We start from the raw sequence: 22,577 nt of genomic DNA, 5'->3' as shown, positions 1-22,577 counted from the left end.
GAAGCTCAATTCAAACGACCTTGAAAACAAGACTACCTGTTGAAGAACTCCACAAACTCCTCATAGCCCTCTTTCATGAGCTGCTCCTTCTGGAATTTCTTGTTCTTGTTCATGCGCACAACAAGCACCTGCTGTCCGTTTGCTCTTGCATCTTTTGCCTGATTCATGACATCAACAAGCTTGTCTGCCGGATATTTTTTCTCAACCAGATAAGCTACCTTCTTCGGACTCTCAGGAATCTTGAAGCCGCTCTCCATGAGAAGCAGGATAATTCTCTCAAAACCGATTGAAAAACCACAGGCCGGTACATCATTTCCGGTGAACTTTCCAATCATCTTGTCATATCGTCCACCGCCACCGCAGGCTGCGCCAAGCTCCGGCATTGATATCTCAAAAATAGTTCCTGTATAGTAGCTCATTCCACGAACGAGTGTAGGGTCAAATACGAGCTCAAACTTTGCTCCCTTTGTGGCATTGACAGCCGTAGCTATCTCTGTCATATTTGTAACCACTTCTTCGTCTAAATATTCACCGAGCTTTTCTGAAAGTATTTTTACGCCCTCAGTGACATCCCTTGTCTGCTCCAAAAGCTTGAACAAATCAAGATACTTGTCAATATTTTCCTGTGGATAGCCGTCCTGTGCAAGCTCACTTGCTACGCCTTCCACTCCTATCTTGTCCATCTTATCTAGTGTGATAAATACGCTGTCGTAGTCCTCCTCAGCGAAACCACTGTAGGCTGCCATTGCCTTTAGGATTCTTCTCTCATTGATCCTTATCTCAAAGTTCTCAAAGCCGAGTCTGCCGATTGTGGTAGTGGTTGCTGTAATCAGCTCTATCTCTGCCAGATTGCTTGGCTCTCCGAGTATATCTATATCACACTGTGTAAACTGTCTGTAGCGGCCTCTCTGAGGTCTGTCTGCTCTCCACACACTGCCCATCTGGAGTGCCTTGAACGGCGATGGCAGGTTGTTGGCATTGTTTGAATAATATCTTGAAAGCGGCACTGTAAGGTCATAGCGCATTCCAAAGTCTACTACATCCGACTCTTCCTTTGCTGTCTCCAGATTCAGCTTCTCGCCTCTCTTCATTACCTTGAAGATCAGCTTCTCATTTTCTCCGCCCTGCTTGCTTGTGAGATTTGCTATATTCTCCATGCAGGGTGTCTCTATCGGTGTAAATCCGAAGCTTCTGTATGTATCCTTGATCACACTTGTCACATAATCACGGATTTCCATCTCTGCAGGTAGTATATCCTTCATGCCGTTGACCGGCTTTTTGCTCAGTGCCATTTGGTTTCCTCCATCTATATTAAAATATTGAATTCATTAGCTATTCTATTATACTTTTCGGTTTTGCAATCGTCAAGGGTTTATGGCAATTATACGGGCTGCAAAGATAACGTGTATCTACTGTGACGGGTTACAAATGCTAATGCACATCTACTGTAGATGGCTGCAAACACTAATATGCATCTAATGTGATTGATTGCAGCTACTGATGTGCAACTATTAATGTACCTCTACTGTGGAGGATTACAGATGCCACACGGAGACAAGCCCATGGATTTTGCTTCATCAAGCGTCACCTCTGTGTCACTCTTTTTCAAGGTTCGACAGCCCGCACGGTGATATTTCTTGCCTGTTGCAGTGATATGAACCATTGTCTCACTGTTTGAGGAATCTGCAGCGCTATTTTCTGCTGCTGAGCTGTCTGAGCCTGATGATGAACTTCCTGTTGTACTGCTTGAAGAGCCGGATTCTCCCGCCGTAGCTCCTGCCACGCTTCCAGCGCTGTTCTGCGAGCCTTCATTCTGTGGGTTGGTGCCATCCAGCCAGCTGTCACCATTCTCGTAGTTTATTCCGATGCCAGGCTGCACATTATAGCAATAGACATTAAAAAGTATGCCGCCACCATTGTCCTCAACCGACTTTGCCTCTATGAGAACACCGTTTGCAACAAGATTGCTGCCCGAGAACATCGGAGTCACCCTGTAGAGCACATGATTTCCTGTATTGTTTACATAATCCGCTACCAGGTTCTCAAACGGCAGCATCCCCTCCACATTCAGGTATCTCGTACCGGTAATAAGGTTCTTTGGGTTGGCATTCTCTCCGGCAAGCTGATAGCCAATAAGATGACAGCGATTGTATAAATATCTGTCCTTTATCACATCATACTTCACCGTGTGCCAGCCCGATGGCTTTATCATACCTATCTTGCCACGCTTCTCAGTCGGCATGATTTCCTTACAGATATTGGCATAAGCCACGCCGCATCTGCCAAGTGAATCCAAATCACTGTAGTCTTCAAAAGCAGTGGTAGTCATATCGCTGTCCGTAAAAAAAGGCTCATTATTGTTGACGGCCACGTATGCCTTGCCATCATATGCCGGAATCGCATCGAGAGAAACATAAGAATTGTTGTTTACAAGATCCTCCTGTGGCCCATCCGCTTTATCCTTGCTGCCTAAAGCACCAGCAGAATCCTCACCTGCTACAGTAGCTCCTGCGACATGCCCGGCAGCTTCAGTGCCTGATAAATCAGTAGAGGCACAGCCTGTAAAAATTGTAGCAATTGCAAGTATCTCACATAGTGCAATTGCTACTGTTTTCCTTAACTTAAGCCATATGTTCATATAAAATCACGCTTTCTATCAATCGATTGATATTGGATTTTCCCTAATTACCATAAACTAAATGAATACTTAAATTACTAAATCTGATATACTTTTATTTCCTAACTTCATTTATTATAACAAACAATTGTTCGTTTTTCAAGTATTCACGACGGTTTCGTCAAGCCTAGAAAAACCCAAAAGCATAATCCGTACAGCATCTTAACAGCGCAGCGTAGCGAAAACGAGAGTCCGTGTGCACCACGCCCGGGCGGAGCTTACGGCCCGAACTCAAAAAAAGCCACCCCAGGCATAACACCCGGTGTGGCTTTTAATCATGTATTATGAAATTATGTGAATCATCTGTCGTGAATCAGCACTACTATATCGCAGAACAAATCTACTCGCAAAGCTTAGAAAACTCATCCGCAACAAACTGAACCTTGGTTCCGATAATAACCTGAACAGAATTCTTGCCAGGCTTCATAACGCCTGCAACACCTGCAGATTTAATCTTCTTGTCATCAACCTGAGTGATATCCTTAACCTCAAGTCTGAGTCTTGTGATGCAATTGTCAATGCTTGCAATATTGTCTTTGCCACCGCAGCCCTCAAGAATAGTCTTTGCAACTGCTGTGTAGTCATTGTTAGAAAGCACTGCCTTCTTCTCTGCCTCAACATCATCGTCCTCTCTACCAGGGGTCTTAAGATCCCATTTCTTGATAGCGAAATAGAATACAATGTAGAATACGATAAAAGCTGCGATTCCAAGAGGAATGATGAGCCATGTCTTTGCTGCAGCCGGAAGTGAAGATGAGAATAATAAATCCATCGCGCCGGCTGAGAATGAGAAGCCTGCTCTAAATCCAAGAGCTACTGTAACCATTGTGAAAATACCATAAAGTAAAGCATAAATCACATAGAGACCAGGAGCAAGGAACATAAATGCAAACTCGAAAGGCTCTGTAACACCACAGATAAATGCACAGATAGCTGCAGAAGCAAGGATACCGATGGCAGCCTTTTTCTTAGCAGTCTTTGCACACTTAACCATAGCAAGTGCTGCACCAGGAATACCAAACATCATACATGGGAAGAAACCTGACATGTACATTCCGAGGCTCCATGAAACATCCTTTGATGTCTCGCCTGCCCAGAAATGTTTGAGGTCTCCAAGTCCGATAGTATCGAACCAGAATACATTGTTTAATGCGTGGTGTAATCCTGTAGGGATTAACAGACGGTTCAGGAATGCATAGATACCTGCGCCGACTACATCAAGACCAACGATTGCTTTACCGATAGATACAAGAGCACCGAAAAGTAATGGCCATACAAACAGTAATACTACAGATGCAAGGATTGAAACAACACCTGCGATAATTGCTACGCAACGCTTGCCACTGAAGAATGACAGCCAGTCAGGAAGCTTTGTATCCTTAAATCTGTTGTAACACAAAGCACCAATAATACCGGCTAAGATACCGATAAATGGGTTTTCAATCTTGTCGAATGCAAGTGTCTTTGTAGCGCTGTCAGCGATAGATGGCATGATTGTGGTAACAAAGCCTGTAGACAGGAGTGTTTTCATCATCAGCCATGAAGCTAAAGCTGCAATACCGCCGGTACCGTCGTTCTTTTCCGACATACCGACACCAACGCCGATTACAAAAAGGATGGCCATGTTGTCAATCAAAGCGCCCCCGGCTTTAACTAAAAACAGACCTATTAAATTACGCACTCCCTCGATGTCACCACCCTGCATGGTTGCAGGACATAAAAAATATCCAATACCCATGAGGATACCACAGATAGGAAGTACTGCTACGGGAAGCATTAAAGCTTTACCCAGTTTTTGAAGAAATTTCATAAATTTCCCCTCCTTTACATTATATATACTAAACTGGAGATACTCCAATTAAGTTCGTTGTTATTATACAAATCTACGCGAGACTTAAAATCTCATCACCGGCGGATACATCACCCTCCTTGAGCATCTTTATCTCACTATAATCAGCAGTGTTGCCAATTAAAACCGGAGTGATTGTATTAAGATCTGCTGCCTTAATCTGCTCCAGGTCAGCCTCCATCAAAAGGTCGCCCTTCTTCACCTGATCACCAACAGAAATATGTGACGTAAAAGGATCACCCTTTAGCATCACTGTATCCAAACCAATGTGCAAAAGCAGCTCAACTCCCTGAGTAGTCGTCATGGTAAAAGCATGCAGCGTGTCAAATACAGCTGTCACCTCACCATCCGCCGGAGCATAAAACCTGCCCTCAGAAGGAATCACGGCTACGCCGTCTCCCAATATCTTCTCAGAAAAAGTAGGATCCGGAACCTCTGTAATAGGAACCACTCTGCCGTTGCACGGAGAACAGATTACCTTTTCCTTTGACTTATTCTTAAAAAAACCTAACATGATATCTCCTTTCCGTCGATATACACACTCACAATATCCAAATCATCATTGAGAAGCACAAAATCTGCTCTCTTTCCTGCAGAAATGCTTCCTGCTTCATCATAGATGCCAATCTCCTTAGCCGGATTGGCTGTAGCACACATAATTGCCTCCTCAAGCGGAATGCCTGCCTGCCTTACCGTAAAACGCATACAATCCATCAGATTGGTTGCCGAGCCTGCAATTGTCCCATCATGGAGTGTGGCAAGCGGACCTCTGACCGTCACGGCCTGTCCACCGAGTGTATACTCACCATCCTCAAGCCCTGTGGCTCTCATGCTGTCACTTATTAAAATCATGCGCTTCGCGCCAAACATGGCAAATGTCGCCCTGATAACCGACGGATGAATATGCACTCCGTCACAAATGAGCTCCGCATGACATTTTTTTGAATCTCTCACAGCCCCGATAACTCCGGGATCCCTGTGGTGAAGCGGTGGCATCGCATTATACAAATGTGTGGCATGGCTTGCACCATGCTCAATAGCCTCTACCGCGGTGTCATAATCAGCCGCCGTGTGTGCTATTGAAACCACAACACTTCCTCTTACCCTGTCTATAAAATCAATCGCGCCCGGCTCCTCCGGAGCGATATCTACAAGCTTTATCAAGCCATGGGCCGCATCCTGAAGCTCACAGAAATAATCATAATCACATCGCATGATATTCTCTGCCGCCTGTGCTCCCTTTTTAGAAGGACTGATAAAAGGTCCCTCCATATTGATACCTACAAGATGTGCACCACCATGATAATTATAATCACCGGCATTTTTCATGACACTCAAAAGCTCATCCCTTTGAATGGTCATAGTAGCCGGACACACGCTCGTCACTCCTACAGAAGCCTCGTATGCTGTAATCACATCAAGCGCCTCTTTGGTGCCGTCACACATGTCAGCTCCCTTGCATCCATGAAAATGAATATCCACAAGTCCCGGTATCATGGTAAGTCCCGATGCATCTATAATCTCCTGCTGTGTGCTGTCAGCAGCTGCGTCCGTGTCAGCTGTTCTCTCCAAAACGCTGTCAAAACGGCCATCCTTAACGACAACATCACCATGCACAAAGCTGCCATCCTCTATAAATACCCTTGCATTTTTTATTATCATATACATGCACCTTCTCAACTAAAAAACATCTACAGCCTGCTCAGTGCAGCCTCATCAGCTACAAGCGTAACATCATTGTGCAGCTGCAATACAGAAGCCGGCACCTGTGGTGTAATCGGTCCAAAGAAAGCCTTGTGCACAATCTCTGCCTTATCCTCACCACTTGCAATAATAAGGATCTTCTTAGCCTGCATGATGGTCTTGATGCCCATTGTATAAGCCTGCTTCGGAACATCATCAGCCGATGCAAAGAAGCGCTTATTAGCCTCAATAGTAGACTCTGTCAGATCCACACAGTGTACCTGCTTGTCAAAAGACTCACCCGGCTCATTAAAACCGATATGACCATTGTGCCCGATACCAAGAAGCTGTAAATCAACCCCGCCAAGAGACTGAATCAGCTCTGTATAGCGCTTGCACTCCTTCTGTGGATCCGGCTCCATGCCGTTTGGCAGGTGAGTATTCTCAACCGGAATATTCACATGATCAAACAAATTCTGATGCATAAAATAATAGTAGCTCTGGTCATTCTCACGGCTAAGTCCCTTGTACTCATCAAGGTTCACCGTCATAACCTCTGAGAAGTCCAAATCCCCTTTATTGAACCACTCAACGAGCTGCTTATACATCCCAACAGGTGTAGAGCCTGTAGCCAGTCCCAATACACAATTAGGCTTCATAATCACCTGTGCCGATACGATATTTGCAGCCTTTCTACTCATATCTGTATAATCCTTAGCCTGATATATTCTCATGAAAAATCCCTCCAATTCGTAAAATATACCCAATACTATCTGCACAACCTTCAAATGTGCTGTTCGATTGCATATATGCATTTTACCCCATATAGTACATTTTGTCCAGTAGTTTTTGTCACATTTTGCATATTTTATAAAAAAAACATTAAATTTTAATGCGGTGAAGTGGTAAAATTGCATAAAAACCATTCTCAAAAAATCTATATTTTCTCGCCAACCACCCTACATCTCTTTCTACAAAAAGCAATGCCGTAGGCTAAAATATCACACCTGCCCTCCTCACGCAAAGCCTCGTCGTACCTCTTATCCTTAATCTGCGCCATCGCAGCCTCACATGCTGCATCAAGCCCTTTAATCTCCTTTGCATACTTCACTTCAATAACGATGCCTGCATCCGGATCCTCCGGTTTGATTAAAATATCGCTAAAACCATCGCCTGACTCACGATTTGACTTGATAAACCAATCCGGATTGCTACCACGCAAAAGGCCGAGAAGAAGTCCGTGATAGAAATTCTCCTTCATATCGTCCGATGCCTTTGTGTCAAGTATGCTTATCATACGGCTCATCACAATATTCAGCTGCCTTGCAATCTGTATCTCATCCTTATCAAGGATGGCCTTGGATAAAACTCTCATCGTATCATTGTCACTCGCGACAGCATCCTTGAACCACTCTTTAATCTGTAATACAAAAATCTCCCTCACCTCTTTATTAGGGATGACAAGCTTATAGGCATAGCCCTCGCTGTCCGGCAGCTTTACTTCACCTACTTTTGTAAGATAGCCTGTTGTAAAAAGCACACTCCAAATATTGTCAATGCTATTTTCAATTTCATCATAGGTCAGATCAAGGCGGATAGTTTTCTCGATTGCCTCGCCTGCAATCAGACGCTCAATCTCCTCCTTTGTCGATGAATCAGCTCTGTTGATAAGACGCCTCACCAAGCTATTTCCACTGCTGTTTATCCAATATGTCTGAGGCTTTGCCTCACTGTCATCGCGCAAGTGATCCACGTGATTAATCACATCCCATGGACAGTAAACATCAGCCCTGCCGAAATGATAGCCGTCATACCATTCCTTTATCTCATCAAAGTGCGAATCCATACCATAGTCAGACAGCAGCTTTTTCACTTCACAATCAGTGAAACCGAACTGCTCGTCAAATCTTGAATCAGTAATTGACAGGACTTTGAAATTATTAAGCCCTGTAAAAATACTCTCCTTGGAAATACGAAGACAGCCTGTAAGTACGGCAAACTGTAAAAACTCATTGGTCTTAAGAGCCTGTCCAAAAAGGCCTCTGATGAGAGAAACCATCTCATTGTAATAACCATTCTGAAAGGCCTTATCCAGCGGAACATCATACTCGTCTATAAGGATAATGGTCTTCTGTCCATAGTGTGTACACAATAACTGTGACAGACTCTGAAGACTCGATACAAGAAGCTGCGCGTCCATCGTATATTTTCCATCGCACTGCGAAATGATAGCCCTATACCTATACTTATCGTTTTCAGAAAGTGCCTCACTACGCTCCAAAAACCTGAATCTTTCTGCTTCTTTCCCAATGAGCTCAGTAATCATGTATCTTGCATCATCAAAGGAGCTCCCTTCAACACTTTTCAATGACAAGAAAATGACCGGGTACCTTCCCATATACTCATCACATAGCTCTTTATTATCAGAAATATATAAGCCTTCAAACAAAGACTTATCTGTATCTATCTCAAAAAAGCTCCTTAGCATGCTCATATTTAAGCTCTTACCAAACCGGCGTGGGCGCGTAAAAAGAGTCACCTTGCCCCATCCCTGTAAAAGCTGTTCTATAAGCCTTGTCTTGTCAATATAATAGAAACCCAGTTTTCGGATTTCCTCAAAGTTCTCAATTCCAACAGGTAACTTCAATGTACTCACCATAAAAGCCTCCAACTAAAATAATCCGCTACACTTATATCTAGTATAGCGGATTACCCTGTAAAATACAATTATTTATAATCTTGAGTGTTTCAATCGGATATTTATCAATAACAACATGCTACTATTCAATTTTATACTTATCTCAGGTATCATCTTCGTCCAGCTTATGCTTCATCTGATTCTCATATTCCTGCTTATAATTTCCCAGTCCTTTATACTCCACTTCGTTTTGAAATGAAGCATTTGTCTGGGCACTATACGGCACATCAGGTCTTCCGGTAAGCTGTTCAAATATGATCTGTGCAATCTTATTTCCCCTGGAAATAGTAATAAGATCCTCAGATATATTCATCACTCTCAAAAAAGCATATGTCTGATGTCCCGGCTGATAATGAGGTCCACTGACAACTAAGCCCTGTCTCATTCTAGAATTTTTCTCGCCTATTCTTCCCAAAATACTATCCGGAATACATAATTCTTCCTGAGTCTTGACCTATTGATTAAATCCTTGCTTTTCACAGACTGCTTTTCTGTAATTACAGCTCTTTGTACACTAAGCGAATCAATTTTAATATTTCTCAATTTTCTGATATTTTTCACACAAAGTATAGATATATATATAAATAATACTACAAATAATATATCCCAAATTATATCTACGGAAATACTATTCATAAACTCTTTTGTCAATATAACGTTACCAAACAAAGAAATTTTCAAGGTACAAACCGTTTTTTTTAGAGGTGGTTTTGACCCTCATATCATTTAATTTTTTGATATTCAAACCAATACATTGCATCAAGCAACGTCTTCAATTCAGAGGTTAGCTTTGAACTGCCATATGCTTTTGCAATGTAGTTCATCGGCTGATAGTCCAATATAGTTTCTGTATTTCCATTCGATACTATCGTCCTCATGCCAGAAAAGAAATTTCTGTTTGTACAAGTTACTTCTATATAATACATGTCTTTATCTTTCGAACGACATGGTGTAGCATAGCCTATCATATCTCCGCCCACATACGTTGCAAACGAATAATTTGATATATCTCTGCCAGGATCAAGCTTAAAATAGTGTCTGAGCTTTACATCATCTCCCACCACAAGGCTCGATCCGTAATAGTGTATTCCACTCATTGAAAATTGGCGGATACTTGAATTGGCAGCATACTGCTTCACCGTTGCCTGTGGAATTTGTTGTATCGCCTTATCGGCATTCGTAAGGCTTCTGTTGGCTAATGCATATGTCATAAATCCAAAATACTGCTGTGATGCAGCGCCATAATTCAGCATCGCTTTTACCACCGGCTTATATGCTGCATATTCTTTTGTATTGCTTGTCAATAAGCTCTTGGCATAATCCTCTACTGATGTTGAAAATGTATCCAGCACTTTTCCACTATTAGAGAGTAACTGTAAATTTACTTTTTCGGTCATCTCAACTGCGCTTATATCAATTCTTGAGCAATATGATTCGCCATCACCAACCGGACTCCGGTTCAATGCCACATAGTGTGGTGTTCCGCTGTCACATTCATATGTGTACTTGACCATGCAGTCTCCTATGTCATACGTAGAGCCGGTCATTTTCCAGTAGATATTTAGACCGATATTATGATTCTCCAATAAGGATATACTCTGTCTCTTCGATACACTTACCTTTTCGCTTCCTGTGTTTGTATTTTGACTTCCGGATGAGGTATTTCCCGGATTTGCAGTTTCTGATGAATCTCCATGATCTCCGTCTGCCTGTCCATCTGTTACCAGATACCATATTGATTCTTCTTCAAAATAAACATTACCGGAAGCATCAAGTGCTCTTATTCCTATACAAAAAGCTCCTGATTCCGAGGCATTTGCCGGTGTTATTTTAAGCTTATTCTGTGCAGTTTGTTCTATGTTTACCGCAACATTTTCTTCTTTTTCACTTATATACCATTCGTATGCAATATTATCTACATATTTACTTACAGCCTTGCCACTCTTATCATAGATTGTCTGCTTTGTTCTAAGATTGCATGTATATGTGGCGCCGCGGTTTATAAGCATACCAGAGCTGTCACGTTCTTCATCGAGTGTATATGTGGCAGGAACCACTTCATACTCAGCAGTTTTCTCACCGGTACATTTTTCCTTGCCATAATAGTAGTGATAGCGTACTGTGAGTTTTGTCTTTCCAGGCTTCATTCCGGTATATTTCCACTCATTACCGGCATTGAATATTTTTATGATGCTTTCATCCTGAGAAATTACTGAGTCAACTACATATATGTATTTTTTCCCGCCAGCCTTCGACCGCGCATCCTGTGTCAGTTCGCCTTGTCCGTTAGTTCTGATATTTTCTGTCTGATTGACACACACTGTTCCGGCTGCAAGGTCTATATCAAAGCCATCCTCAGAAACAAGCTTAGCATTTGTCTTAGATACCTCAGCAGTTCCATTGTAAGCAATCGCAGCAATATCAATATCCTGAGGGCTGTACCGGCTCAGCCAATTCGTGGATAAAGTAAAATATACCGCATCCCCAAGAACTCTGATTGTATATGAGTTCCGGTCAATTGCTTTCTCACTTCCGTCCGATATATAAAACAGCTTATATGAATCACAAGCCACAGAAAGATTGCTTTTTGATACACATACTGTCAAATCAGCGCCTTTTCTATAAGCGTAGCTGCTCTTAGTGAATACAAATCCTGATTTATATTCTGTCTGTGCAGTCTGAACATTTATCGATGCACTGTCTGAATTGGTGTCTGCATATGTGATTGCGTGAATCGGTGTTAGGGCGAGAGTGAATGCTATTCCTAACGCAATTGGTTTTGTCTTATTAAATTCCATGTAACCTTATTCCTTAATTTCCAGTTAATTACTTTGATACAGTACCTAATTCATAAATCGCAGTCACTAAATCGGACAATTTATTACTACTGTTTTTTGAATTTAGCACTTTATTACAATAATCATTTACGCTACATGTAACAAACGCTTTTCCATTTACATTTATAGTAAATGATTTAGAATAATTGGCTGGTAATATTCCTGTTAAATCAATATAATATTTACCATCTTTCTTAACCGGTTTTAAAATCTGATTTCCTACTGTAAACTTATAGTCAGATATATTTTTACTGCTATCAATGGTGAAATAGCATCTAAGTGTAGTTTTAGACTTCAACAACAAGGAGCTTCCCAGGCAAGTAATTCCTGAAACTTTATTAACCTGATATGTTGATTTTAATGCTTTCAGTTCTTCATAACATGTTAGCGCCTTATCATTTGTTGTCAAAAGATCATTTACAAGATTGCTTTTTTTATAATCGAAATAATTCTGGCTATATGCACCATAATTGAGCAGTTTTTTTACAATTGCCACTGCACTAGCGTCAAACTTTTCTTTATTATCAATTACATACTTACAATACTCTTTTACAGAATATGTAATTTCCTTGCTCTTTACTTCGCTTCCGTTATTTTGTGGAACTATAAATTGCGCAGCAATCGTATCTCCCATCTGAGCAGCCGGCATATCACATGTAAATACACAGATATTTTTACCACTACCAATTGTTCTTGCATCAGATATTTTAACATCTTTAATAGTACCATCCTCTAATGTAAAGCGCATATATGCGCTTTTATTATTCAGATCTTCATTAGACAATTTTGTATAGAAATTTACTCCAATATTATCTTTTATCGAGAGTGAAACCCCTTCATATTTCACATTTATTCCCGGTCCTTTGGATGTAACTGTACATGATGCTGTAAGACCGTTAACTGTCTTTGCCGTAATAACAGCCGTTCCATACCCATTAGCAGTTACCAGACCGCCATCAGTCACTGATGCCACCCCGGAATCGGATGTACTCCAGTATACTTTTTTATTATGTGCAGCATCAGAAGCTGTTACAGATGCATTAAGCTGTACTGATTCTCCTCCGCGTAATGAAACTGCCACCTTATCCACCGAAATTGCAGTAGGAGAAATATCTATAAATGAAAAACCATTTTCCTTAGCATATCTTTCTGAAGCCGTTCCCGAATAACCTTTGATAGTAAAATTATCACATTTTATTTTTTTATTCCATAAACCATAAGCCGGATCATAATACTGAATATGTTCTCCACTTCCTGTTTGAGAATACTGATATACTTTATAACCTAATGAATATTTGCCTATCTCATCAACTCCATATGGAATCTCTATCTCATTCAATTCTGAACAATTAGCGAATGCCAAGTCGCCAATATATGTTACCGAATTTGGAATATTAACCTCCACTACCGGCTGATTTAGGAAACCTGCTTCAGCAATTGCAGTCGTCCCATCTTTTAAGCTAAGCGTATAGTTATCCGGCATATTACTTTTGTAATTATATGCAATGGTACCTAAATACACTACTCCATCCGGTTGGCTTAAATACCATTTACTATTATCACTGAATGCAAATGCTGACAACTTTTTCAAGTTTTTTGGACAATTTACCACTTCTAAGGTACCCGTATAAAATGCATGGTACTGAATTTCTGTCACACTATCGGGAAGTGTCAATTTCTTTATGCCACTCCTTACAAAAGCCATACGTTCTACTACCTCGGAACCTTGAGACAGTTCAACATTTTCTAATAATGGGCAATCTCTAAATGCAGAATCTCCAATATTATTTAAGTTTTTTCCCGTTTTTACATATTTAAGATTATCACAACCTTCAAATGCTTCAACACCTATTTCCTTTACACTATCAGGTATTACAACATTCTCCAAACTATGACAGTATTCAAATGCTCTATATTTTATGTTTTCCAAGCTATTAGATAGCTGCAGTTTAACAACTCCGCTAGATGCACATGCCAAATCTGCTATTTCAGTAACACTATCAGGTATAATCAATTCTTTAAGACTTTTACATGCGAAGAAACTGTATTCACCAATTCTTTTAATGCCATAATTCAATTCCACTTTTTCTAAACTAGCACAATTATCAAAAACACCATTCTCTATCTCCGTTACGCCTTTTGGGATGGTGGCTGATTTTATATCAGAGTAAAAAAAAGCAAAACTTCCTATTGTATCTACGGTACCCGGTATATCAATAGTATTGATTCCAGAACAACTAAATGCCTGCTCAGAAATTGCACGCAGTTTACTTCCATCTTTAAATGTTACACTCTTTAAATTCTTAGTATCGCTAAAAGCACAATACTGAATCTTTGTTACCGTATTGGGTATATCTACCGATTCGATAGTATTATCTTTGTAAAACGCTTTTTCTCCAATCTCGGTAACAGTATTACCACCCAGCTTCTGCGGTATTACAAGAGTTGTATCAGGGCCATTATATCCATCAACAATAGCATTCCCTGCCTCATCCAGATGATAAATATATCCTTCTGTCTCCAATTGTTCCGGCTTGGTCTGGTCAACTGTCTTTTCACCCGTAAAGATTTCCTGTGTATTGATTTCAGTCGACTCAACATCTGTTTTAGATATTTGTGCCAGCTCCGACATATCAACCATCTGAATATCATCCGCTGCCTTGACCGATACCATTGAATCAATCCCGACAATAGCAGATACTATCATTGCAATTGCCAATAATTTTGCTATCATTTGTTTTTCAAACTTTGTCATTTTGCATCCTCCTTCTTATTCCTCGCATATATCTAATTTAGTGCCCGATAAAAAATATCCTATCATTGTATCCTTACAATTTTCTCCGGCAATTTTTCCACTTTTTGCACATATACATTTTTCCTCGACATTATCAGCTTTTTTAAACTCATCCCCTTTATTTTCTATTTCTTTAATAATATCATCACACAGCTGAAACATATCTGTTTTATCATTTAGAATATTTTTATCGTCTTTTCCTTTCCATATTGAACAAATATAGTTCGATGTGCATGCAATAAACCAGTTATCCTTATCGCTGGTACCGGTTTTTCCAACAATATCATATCCATCCATATATGCACCGGAAGCGGTTCCTCCTTCATCGAGAACTCTCTTCATCATTCTATTAAGAATATATGCCGTCTGGCTTGTAAATACCTGTGACTTTGCTTCATTATTTTGATAATAATTATGCCGGTCTTTGTCAATAGAAATAACTGCATGTGATTTGGTATAGCTGCCACCGTTTGAAAATACCTGATAATATCCTGTCATCTCTTTAACAGTTGTTCCGTTTCGCAAGTATCCCAACGCTATATTTCCAAGTATCTCATCTTCCCCATCTGCCGCCATTGATTCCTTTTCTGCAGCAACATCCATCCCAAATTTGTTTTCCAAAAAACCACAGCTGTTTTCTACCCCACTTTGTTTCAAAGTCCGCACAGCTATTGTATTAAGTGACATCTTCAATCCGTCTGCAACCGTATAATCTTTATATGTGTATGATTCGACATTTACAGGCCATTCACGCGCATTACCTGAATCATCTGTTATTGTCTTGTACGGTGCATCTGGAACCATTGATGCCCAGTTTATTGTTCCATTTTCAATAGCCGGACCATAAACACTTAATGGTTTTATTACAGAACCTGCATATGTCCTATTTAATACATAGTCATTATCATCACCACTTGATACACAGGCTAACACTCTACCATTAATATCATTTATTTCTGCAGCAAATCCATTTTCCTTATTAATTGGTTTATTCTGAACCATATCATACAATTTCTTTTGTAAGTCTGTATCAATAGTAGTATTAATAATCCAATTACTTTGTTTTATAACCTCATATGCTTTTTGCCTTGTAATATTTTCTTTATTACAAATGCAATCCAAGACCTCATCAAAAACAACATCTGCATACGTCATATAATTTTCTTCACAATCATAACTGGCCGATAAATCCTCGGAATTCACTAAAATTCCTGCAATATGTTTTCCATTAGAATCCACAATACTTATTTTACCGGCATCGGATTTTTTAAGCCTTCTATCAGATATAATTCCTATGACAATAATCATGCATGCTGCTATGAAAACTATGATGTAAAATATTATCTTGTTTCTGCTATTATTTTTCATTAAGAGCCTCTTCCATTGATTTAACCAGTTCATTATACTCATCCGGCATAGTAAGATCAGGCTTATCCTTTATTTTCCATGCAATATCACTGGTCTGCTTTTCAACTTTACTCAATATATCGGGTACTTCCTTCATTCTGTCAAGACAAATCTTTGCACTTTCGACATCATTATTATTAATATACTCTGTTCCTGCTTTTGCCAGTGAATTTACATAATCAATATATTCATTTATCTCATATGGCTGCAGCTTAATAGCCTTCAACTCATATATAATATAGTTTTGAATATTGCCCTCTGAATAATATTTCTTAGCTAACGTACTATATGTCGCAGGAACATGCTTATTTCGCTTAAGTATGCTATTTGCAATAGATACCGATTTTTCAAGTTCACTCTCCGATTCCATTTGTCGTATCTGAGCCATTGTGTTCATTTTTCCATAAGCATATGCCTTTTCATATGCACCTCTAACGTAAAACAGATTAGATATTCCACATATACCAGCCAATGATATGCTTACAATCGCAAATATAATGGCCGTGCTATATGTCAATGAACTTACCCTAAACGTTTGCTGCTTGCCGTAATCCCAAAAGAGCAGCATTACAAATAATATTCCTATAAACTGGAAATCATAATCAAATAGAGAATGAATTGCTATAATGCTTAAAATCACTCTATTTCTAGATAACTGTTTTTTCAAAAAAACTGATCTGAGTATCATTCCCTCAAATAGAACCGCAGGAATAATTCCTATATCCAATGCCATCTGTAGCAACTCATTGTGAACATTTACAACAGAATATACGCCTGTCTGTATTTCCTGTTCCATAAAATAGTATCCATAATATCCTAATCCAAATGGATGCTTCAATATTAGCTTCATGGCATCCTTTGCATACAACAATCTGCCAAGAAAAGTACTTGATGATAATGATATCGACTTTAGTCGCATGGCAAACCATGAATTCCCTGCAAAAATCAATGCTATTGCAATCGCAACTATTCCTATAATTACTATGCAACATGATAATTTACGATATTTACGATTACAAAGTGCCAATATAAGTAATGTTCCAAATGTAATAATCCAAACTGTACGGCTTCCTGTACATATGATTCCAATCGCTAATCCCAATATGTATACAGCCTTCTGTCTTAAACTATCATTACTATATAGTGCCACTATCAAACAAATCAGCAGAAATAGCGCAAATGTATTGGGATATTGAAAGCTTCCGGACATTCTTCCCGCCACAGACACATACCCTTTTAGAGACTCAAACTGCATCATTATTGCAGAAAATAATACTATCAGTACTCCTATCACCGGTAGAATCCCTATCAGCTTCTCCCTGTCTTTTTCAATACGACACATAATTCCATAAAAGAAAATAACCGGCAAAAACTTAACAAATCCCATAACAGCCATTCCCGAATCAACTGCCCACATCGCTGTTACCAAATACATAATAGTAAATATAAACAGTGCTATCGTATTATAATCCCTTACATAAGAAACTGCCCTTTCTTTAAAAATACAATATACGGTAAAAGCCACTCCCACTATGGCAAGCACTGCAGATGCATATTCAAAATATCCTCCTGCAACAATAATCGAAAATACCATACATGCTGCCGGTATCATATAATTCACTTCTATTTTCTGCTGATTCTTCATAAAGTTTATCCTCGAATATACAAATTTCCGTATTTATAAAAAATGGACACTACTCTTCACCCGAACAGTAGTGTCCTAATGTGAAAGAGTATATAGCCTTCTAAAACTATAGTACTCTTTCTATATGAAATTTACAAGCAAAACTATGCCAATTGCTGTTTCTGATATTCGAACCAGTACAATGAATTCAATAAAGTCTTTGTCTTTGCTCTATCCAAGATTACTCTTCTCTTTCTCCATCCAATACATTGCATTAAGCTGATTCTTAAGCTTTGCATCCATATTGCCTTTTGTATATGCCTTGGCAGTCATATAGCCTACTATATCCCAATGATTCTAAACTGGTTTTCCAGTAATATACTGGCTAAATTTCTCTTGAAGTATTTCTTCATAAATTCTCTCCTTTGCTTTGGTAAACATAAATAGTATCTATTTTTATGTACTTTTCTCATAGTCCCATATCGCTACTTTCCTTTGAACAATGCAGTACAAACCGCATATCTTCGGGCTTTTTTGACTTTTTAATTCATTTAGGTGTAAAATTTACCGGAAGTTAACAAGTAATATTCTAATTAACAATCAAAAATTTTCTTTTTGATTTAAATAAAAATTATACTAATTAATAGGACTTTCACGAAGTCCTTGTTAAAGTGCGTCATTTTCTGAATTGCTTTGTTTTTTAACTTCTATTTGATAACTTTATCTTGCATCAACTTAAGACTTTATCCTTAAGTTGTCGCTATTTTGACCACATTGGTGCCTGCCCCCAACAATTCACAGTTTCTTTTTTCTCATACTCTTTACATTTTATTTTTTGTTGGCATCGGAACAAATTCCAGCTTTAATTGCATCCCTAATCCCTGTGCAAGTTTTTTCACCATACTCAGGCTGGGATTTCTTGTTCCATTCTCGATCCGGCTTATATCCGCCTGCGTAATTCCGGTTTTAGCTGATAAATCTTTCTGTGTCATATTCTGCTGCACTCTTGCATCAATCATCGCCTGGATAATATCATATTCCGGTTGCAATGCATCATATTCTGCCTTTACCTCCGGATTCTGCAATGCTCTTTTTTTATAATCTTTATAGCTACTCATTGCCATACCTCCGTTCATAATCTGCTTTATACTTCTTTGCCAGTTCTTTTTCTGCCTTTGGTGTCTTCTGCGATTTTTTTATAAATCCATTGGTCAGTACCGCCCTCTTGCCTACGATAAAGAAATACAGTACTCTTGTAATATCTGATCCCTGCTTGGTACGAAGCTCAAATATCCCATTCTCCAATGGTTTTGAATATGGCTCACGAAGCAATGGACCGTTCATTTCCAGTAAGTCAATTGTCCGCAATGTTTTTGCCAGCAACTTAGGCTCCAGGGAATCTAATAGTTCCTGCACAGGGCATCTTCCATCTTCTGTATCATATAAAATGATCTCGTACATTAGTATGCTCCTTCCTCTTTATAATTATAATATGTCGTATTCAACATATTGTCAAGATGATTCCAAACACTTTTCATTCGAACAAAACCTCGAACACCTAGCTTAATGGCATTGCCACCACCATATTAGGCGGGAGAGTGCACGGAAAAAGCGTAGGCATAGCGGGCTACGCTGAGGATTTTTACCATATCCACTGATTACGTACCTCGTTTGCCTCATCAGATGATTTACAAATCTCGCGCCATTTTTCCACACCCTTACCGCAATTTACTGTCTTCCAATCAAATAATCTAAAAGCCAGCGCTGCACAAGCCTGTCTAAGCTCAATACAATGTTTAATATCTTTCATAGCAGCATCATCGTAGTTAATTAATTCTGCCAAAAACCACAGTAATCTATCTATTCTTTCAATTCCAATAGTATCAATAACCGTATTCTTCGTATATACCAGATTATGTAATATCCATATAGCTGAAAGCAATCCCGGTTCTTTCCTAAGCTCAATTAATTCGACTATCTTTCCAAGCATTTCACTGGTAGTAATACTATCAGGATAACGTATAATATACTTTTCCATAGTTCTAAGTGAATCTATTGATTGAGATGCATTCATTGAAAAAATATTCTCTTGTACATCACGCTCCCATTGTTCATCCCGCAAAATAAATATATCAAAACACTTTGTATAAATCCCCTTTTCATTCATTTCATGTGCCAATTTAATAAGAATCTCTCGTGCTTCATCGGAAATCATACCATTACAATTTTCCAGCACAGCTGCTATTGCATATACAGCTTTTCTAGAATTATCCTCAAACATAATATTTGCTGTATTCTCTGCGATTTTGTACCAGTATTTACTTATCTTATTTATAATAATAAGCATGTCGTTTTCATTCCAATAGCCTAGCTCCGCATTCGCACATAAAAGTGTCAATTGTTTTAAATATAAATCATTGCTATCCTTAGCAATATCATTTGTAATAAAATAATTCTTAACCGACAATTTGGGAATTGATTCATCAATGTATGGCAGCGTTTCATATACCCATAAGTAATAACCAGTCAATTTAGGCAATTGAGTTTTCTCGTCAATATTTGACCAAAGTAACTTCACATATTCATCATGCTGTTTAGTGTTTAAAAGATGATATTCATCTAAAATCTTTAATCTTACGACTTTTGTCTTCCATTCGTAATCAGACTTCCAATCATCTTTTAATAGCCAATTTATCACATCTTCATCTATCAACACATGATATTCTTCAAACAAAGTATCCAATCCTTGCTTGTTAAAATAACAGTCAAAAATATCTATTCCATTTGAACCGTCAACTCTCGAATGCATTGTTACTTGCTCTACAATCTCAGTTTCCATCATTAGAGGAAGTAGCTTAACCTTCATACGTTCGGATATTTGCCGTAATAGCTTATCAATTAATTGAGTTACTTCAAATCGAGGTGGAATGTTCCTATAACTCATAATTTTCTGAATAAACTGTAATTCCTTTTTTTGCATCCTTTCAGATGCCCGGCTTGAAAATCTTTGCAATAATATAGGAACATTTTCCCTTATATGCCCAGCTAAATATTCCGGGAAACCATTTCCCATTGCAATTATTTCACCGATATTAACCTCAATAGCATTTATTAAAATATCTATAACATCGTCAATATACTCACTCTCTAAATCCATTACAAATTTTCTATTAACAAGTTTTTCTATTGTCCCTGTACTTGAACAACGAACTAACAGTAACAAACCCAGTCTATTATTAATATCGCAAATAGAAGATATCAAAGACAATTCCATATCTGAAATAACAGTAACGCATCCACATTTAAATGGGATTCCAAGTTTCTCTAACACTTTATAAAGCTGGTAGCCTTCCGCATGACCCGAACGACTATATGAGCATATGGTCATTGTGCTCCTGTTTAGTTCAAATGTTTCCTTTTCAAATTGATTATCAACACAATGGTTAAAAAGTTCTTTAGCAACATTATTTTTCCATGATTCCCAGTTAAAAAATTCTTTTTTCCGGTCAATCTCTTCTAATATCTCATCGATTCCCATTTGTTCAAATTCGTATTTTCCTTTATGTAAAGAATATGCCTGCTGACAAATAGAAAGTAATTGTAATACCGATGCCTCTAAACTCTTTAGATAATAATTTTCATTATTCTCATATACTTTACAAATTAAATCTTGTCTGAGCTGCTTTAACTTTTCAAGTGATTCTTCCAATTTTCCACATTCCAAATCGAGCCCTATTACCAACAGTCTCTGTTCATAACACTCCTCCGGAATATCGCACTGATCCAACTCCCTTCTCAAACTCGGTATATCTAATTTAAAATAACATGCCTTAGCTCTTTCTATCATTAAGTCGACTTTACCATTATTTCCACTATCCTGATAGACAGTCAAAATGTCCATAAGACTCTGCCATTCGTTCCAATTCATAGACTCCCTATAATCAGAAAGCAGTATCTGCCCTATATAGAACCACTTTCGTATTTTGTCTGAACCACCGGCATTTTCCTTAATTTTTACATAATACTTGTCCCATATCTGCCTTAAGTGAAATACTTCATACTCGCTATATGGTAGCATTGTTTTTATACGTCTCCAGCACAATTCATAAGCAAAATCCAACATTACGTCAATATCTTCCGTCTCATGCTTTTGTAACAATCCATTCTCGTCAGTATACATACTTAACTCTACAGCCGTATTATATGGAATAATATACCAACCCGGATATTCATCACGTTCCTTTTGCCACGTTTCTGTTAGTTTAATAATATCATCCGTATAGCTATCTTTGTGCGCAAATATACCATCAACTTCCACCCTCTCCAAATGCCATTTATGTAAGGTATATGAACTCTTATCCTGCCAGTCTTCATGTGTAGTTTTATTTTGCTGTTTATCTGCATCATTGCACTGCTTCATTAACTCAGCAATCTTATATAGCATTTCGTTACTATATTTTGCCGATGCCATCAAACTATTAACATTGTCATGGATATCTCCCAGGCAATAAGAACCATACCTTTGCGGAAATAACTTTTTAACTTCATAAATTACTATATCCTCAAAATGTTTCTTGCATCTATCTTTATTTATGCTATCAAGTTCACTTGTAGAAAGTAAATTATCAACACATCTATCCAAATCCTTTAGCCAATCAAAAATATTTTTCTTGCTTATTTCATTAGCTAAAAGCCTCATATTCTTTTCACAGAACAAAATTTTCCTAAGTTCATTCTGCTCTGTGTTATCCTTTTCATATTCAGCAACCGTTTTCCCAGCTGATACGAATATAGCCTCAAACTGTTTCTTATCAAAAACTGATAAACCTATTTTTTTTAAGGCTGACTTAGGATTCCCCAAAAGTAAATCAGTTCCAGCTTCCACTACATCATGCTCATCCATTCTTTACCTCTCCTTTATAGCTCGAAATCACATCGTAATATATAGTTAGACAATATGTAATGAATTATAACACAGTTTACGTAGGAATGGATGTTCACAAAGAAA

Annotated in this window: 14 protein-coding genes and 1 pseudogene; all 15 read right to left on the bottom strand. The window is 38.6% G+C overall.

What is annotated here, in order from left to right; all coding sequences use genetic code 11:
- Nucleotides 1-32 precede the first annotated feature (32 nt).
- Nucleotides 33-1,292: a histidine--tRNA ligase gene (gene hisS / locus ACW6PM_RS11085; protein WP_055223236.1), complete on the bottom strand. Its 1,260-nt coding sequence runs from the start codon at nt 1,290-1,292 to the stop codon at nt 33-35.
- Nucleotides 1,293-1,522: 230 nt separating this feature from the next.
- Complete coding sequence (locus ACW6PM_RS11080; RefSeq protein WP_456057198.1) at nt 1,523-2,638, bottom strand: DNA/RNA non-specific endonuclease; 1,116 nt, start codon at nt 2,636-2,638, stop codon at nt 1,523-1,525.
- Between the two features lie 379 nt (nt 2,639-3,017).
- Nucleotides 3,018-4,487 carry a PTS transporter subunit EIIC gene (locus ACW6PM_RS11075; protein ID WP_456057197.1) on the bottom strand — a complete coding sequence of 490 codons (1,470 nt, stop codon included), beginning with the start codon at nt 4,485-4,487 and terminating at the stop codon, nt 3,018-3,020.
- Nucleotides 4,488-4,560: 73 nt separating this feature from the next.
- Nucleotides 4,561-5,040: a PTS sugar transporter subunit IIA gene (locus ACW6PM_RS11070; protein WP_448755219.1), complete on the bottom strand. Its 480-nt coding sequence runs from the start codon at nt 5,038-5,040 to the stop codon at nt 4,561-4,563.
- Nucleotides 5,034-6,188, bottom strand: a complete 1,155-nt coding sequence (gene nagA / locus ACW6PM_RS11065) for an N-acetylglucosamine-6-phosphate deacetylase (RefSeq protein ID WP_456057196.1) — start codon at nt 6,186-6,188, stop codon at nt 5,034-5,036. The genes ACW6PM_RS11070 and nagA overlap by 7 nt, the downstream gene beginning before the upstream one ends.
- A 29-nt stretch (nt 6,189-6,217) precedes the next feature.
- Nucleotides 6,218-6,943, bottom strand: coding sequence for a glucosamine-6-phosphate deaminase (gene nagB, locus ACW6PM_RS11060; protein ID WP_456057195.1), 726 nt, complete (start codon nt 6,941-6,943; stop codon nt 6,218-6,220).
- A gap of 203 nt (nt 6,944-7,146) precedes the next feature.
- Complete coding sequence (locus ACW6PM_RS11055) at nt 7,147-8,868, bottom strand: AAA family ATPase (RefSeq protein ID WP_456057194.1); 1,722 nt, start codon at nt 8,866-8,868, stop codon at nt 7,147-7,149.
- 142 nt (nt 8,869-9,010) lie between these two features.
- Nucleotides 9,011-9,349: pseudogene (locus tag ACW6PM_RS11050) on the bottom strand (dCTP deaminase domain-containing protein); the annotation flags it as partial.
- A gap of 280 nt (nt 9,350-9,629) precedes the next feature.
- Entirely contained in the window at nt 9,630-11,705 is a 2,076-nt protein-coding gene (locus ACW6PM_RS11045) for a hypothetical protein (protein ID WP_456057193.1), read from the bottom strand.
- 28 nt (nt 11,706-11,733) lie between these two features.
- Entirely contained in the window at nt 11,734-14,499 is a 2,766-nt protein-coding gene (locus ACW6PM_RS11040; RefSeq protein ID WP_456057192.1) for a leucine-rich repeat protein, read from the bottom strand.
- Between the two features lie 15 nt (nt 14,500-14,514).
- Nucleotides 14,515-15,906, bottom strand: coding sequence for a penicillin-binding transpeptidase domain-containing protein (locus ACW6PM_RS11035; protein ID WP_456057191.1), 1,392 nt, complete (start codon nt 15,904-15,906; stop codon nt 14,515-14,517).
- Complete coding sequence (locus ACW6PM_RS11030; protein WP_456057190.1) at nt 15,896-17,590, bottom strand: O-antigen ligase family protein; 1,695 nt, start codon at nt 17,588-17,590, stop codon at nt 15,896-15,898. Before ACW6PM_RS11030 ends, ACW6PM_RS11035 begins: the two co-directional genes overlap by 11 nt.
- Before the next feature lie 800 nt (nt 17,591-18,390).
- Nucleotides 18,391-18,693, bottom strand: coding sequence for a helix-turn-helix domain-containing protein (locus ACW6PM_RS11025; RefSeq protein WP_044952070.1), 303 nt, complete (start codon nt 18,691-18,693; stop codon nt 18,391-18,393).
- Nucleotides 18,680-19,030: a type II toxin-antitoxin system RelE/ParE family toxin gene (locus ACW6PM_RS11020; protein ID WP_456057189.1), complete on the bottom strand. Its 351-nt coding sequence runs from the start codon at nt 19,028-19,030 to the stop codon at nt 18,680-18,682. The genes ACW6PM_RS11025 and ACW6PM_RS11020 overlap by 14 nt, the downstream gene beginning before the upstream one ends.
- A gap of 181 nt (nt 19,031-19,211) precedes the next feature.
- Complete coding sequence (locus tag ACW6PM_RS11015) at nt 19,212-22,472, bottom strand: hypothetical protein (protein WP_456057188.1); 3,261 nt, start codon at nt 22,470-22,472, stop codon at nt 19,212-19,214.
- Nucleotides 22,473-22,577: the final 105 nt, after the last annotated feature.

Source organism: Agathobacter sp., from assembly GCF_977054825.1.
The sequence above is the reverse complement of the archived record's forward strand: the minus strand, read 5'-3'. Positions and strand labels throughout refer to the sequence as shown.

What these genes read in the sequence shown, in the direction of transcription:
- hisS (WP_055223236.1), bottom strand. Translation starts at nt 1,292, where the DNA reads ATGGCACTGAGCAAAAAGCCGGTCAACGGCATGAAGGATATACTACCT.
- ACW6PM_RS11080 (WP_456057198.1), bottom strand. Translation starts at nt 2,638, where the DNA reads ATGAACATATGGCTTAAGTTAAGGAAAACAGTAGCAATTGCACTATGT.
- ACW6PM_RS11075 (WP_456057197.1), bottom strand. Translation starts at nt 4,487, where the DNA reads ATGAAATTTCTTCAAAAACTGGGTAAAGCTTTAATGCTTCCCGTAGCA.
- ACW6PM_RS11070 (WP_448755219.1), bottom strand. Translation starts at nt 5,040, where the DNA reads ATGTTAGGTTTTTTTAAGAATAAGTCAAAGGAAAAGGTAATCTGTTCT.
- nagA (WP_456057196.1), bottom strand. Translation starts at nt 6,188, where the DNA reads ATGATAATAAAAAATGCAAGGGTATTTATAGAGGATGGCAGCTTTGTG.
- nagB (WP_456057195.1), bottom strand. Translation starts at nt 6,943, where the DNA reads ATGAGAATATATCAGGCTAAGGATTATACAGATATGAGTAGAAAGGCT.
- ACW6PM_RS11055 (WP_456057194.1), bottom strand. Translation starts at nt 8,868, where the DNA reads ATGGTGAGTACATTGAAGTTACCTGTTGGAATTGAGAACTTTGAGGAA.
- ACW6PM_RS11045 (WP_456057193.1), bottom strand. Translation starts at nt 11,705, where the DNA reads ATGGAATTTAATAAGACAAAACCAATTGCGTTAGGAATAGCATTCACT.
- ACW6PM_RS11040 (WP_456057192.1), bottom strand. Translation starts at nt 14,499, where the DNA reads ATGACAAAGTTTGAAAAACAAATGATAGCAAAATTATTGGCAATTGCA.
- ACW6PM_RS11035 (WP_456057191.1), bottom strand. Translation starts at nt 15,906, where the DNA reads ATGAAAAATAATAGCAGAAACAAGATAATATTTTACATCATAGTTTTC.
- ACW6PM_RS11030 (WP_456057190.1), bottom strand. Translation starts at nt 17,590, where the DNA reads ATGAAGAATCAGCAGAAAATAGAAGTGAATTATATGATACCGGCAGCA.
- ACW6PM_RS11025 (WP_044952070.1), bottom strand. Translation starts at nt 18,693, where the DNA reads ATGGCAATGAGTAGCTATAAAGATTATAAAAAAAGAGCATTGCAGAAT.
- ACW6PM_RS11020 (WP_456057189.1), bottom strand. Translation starts at nt 19,030, where the DNA reads ATGTACGAGATCATTTTATATGATACAGAAGATGGAAGATGCCCTGTG.
- ACW6PM_RS11015 (WP_456057188.1), bottom strand. Translation starts at nt 22,472, where the DNA reads ATGGATGAGCATGATGTAGTGGAAGCTGGAACTGATTTACTTTTGGGG.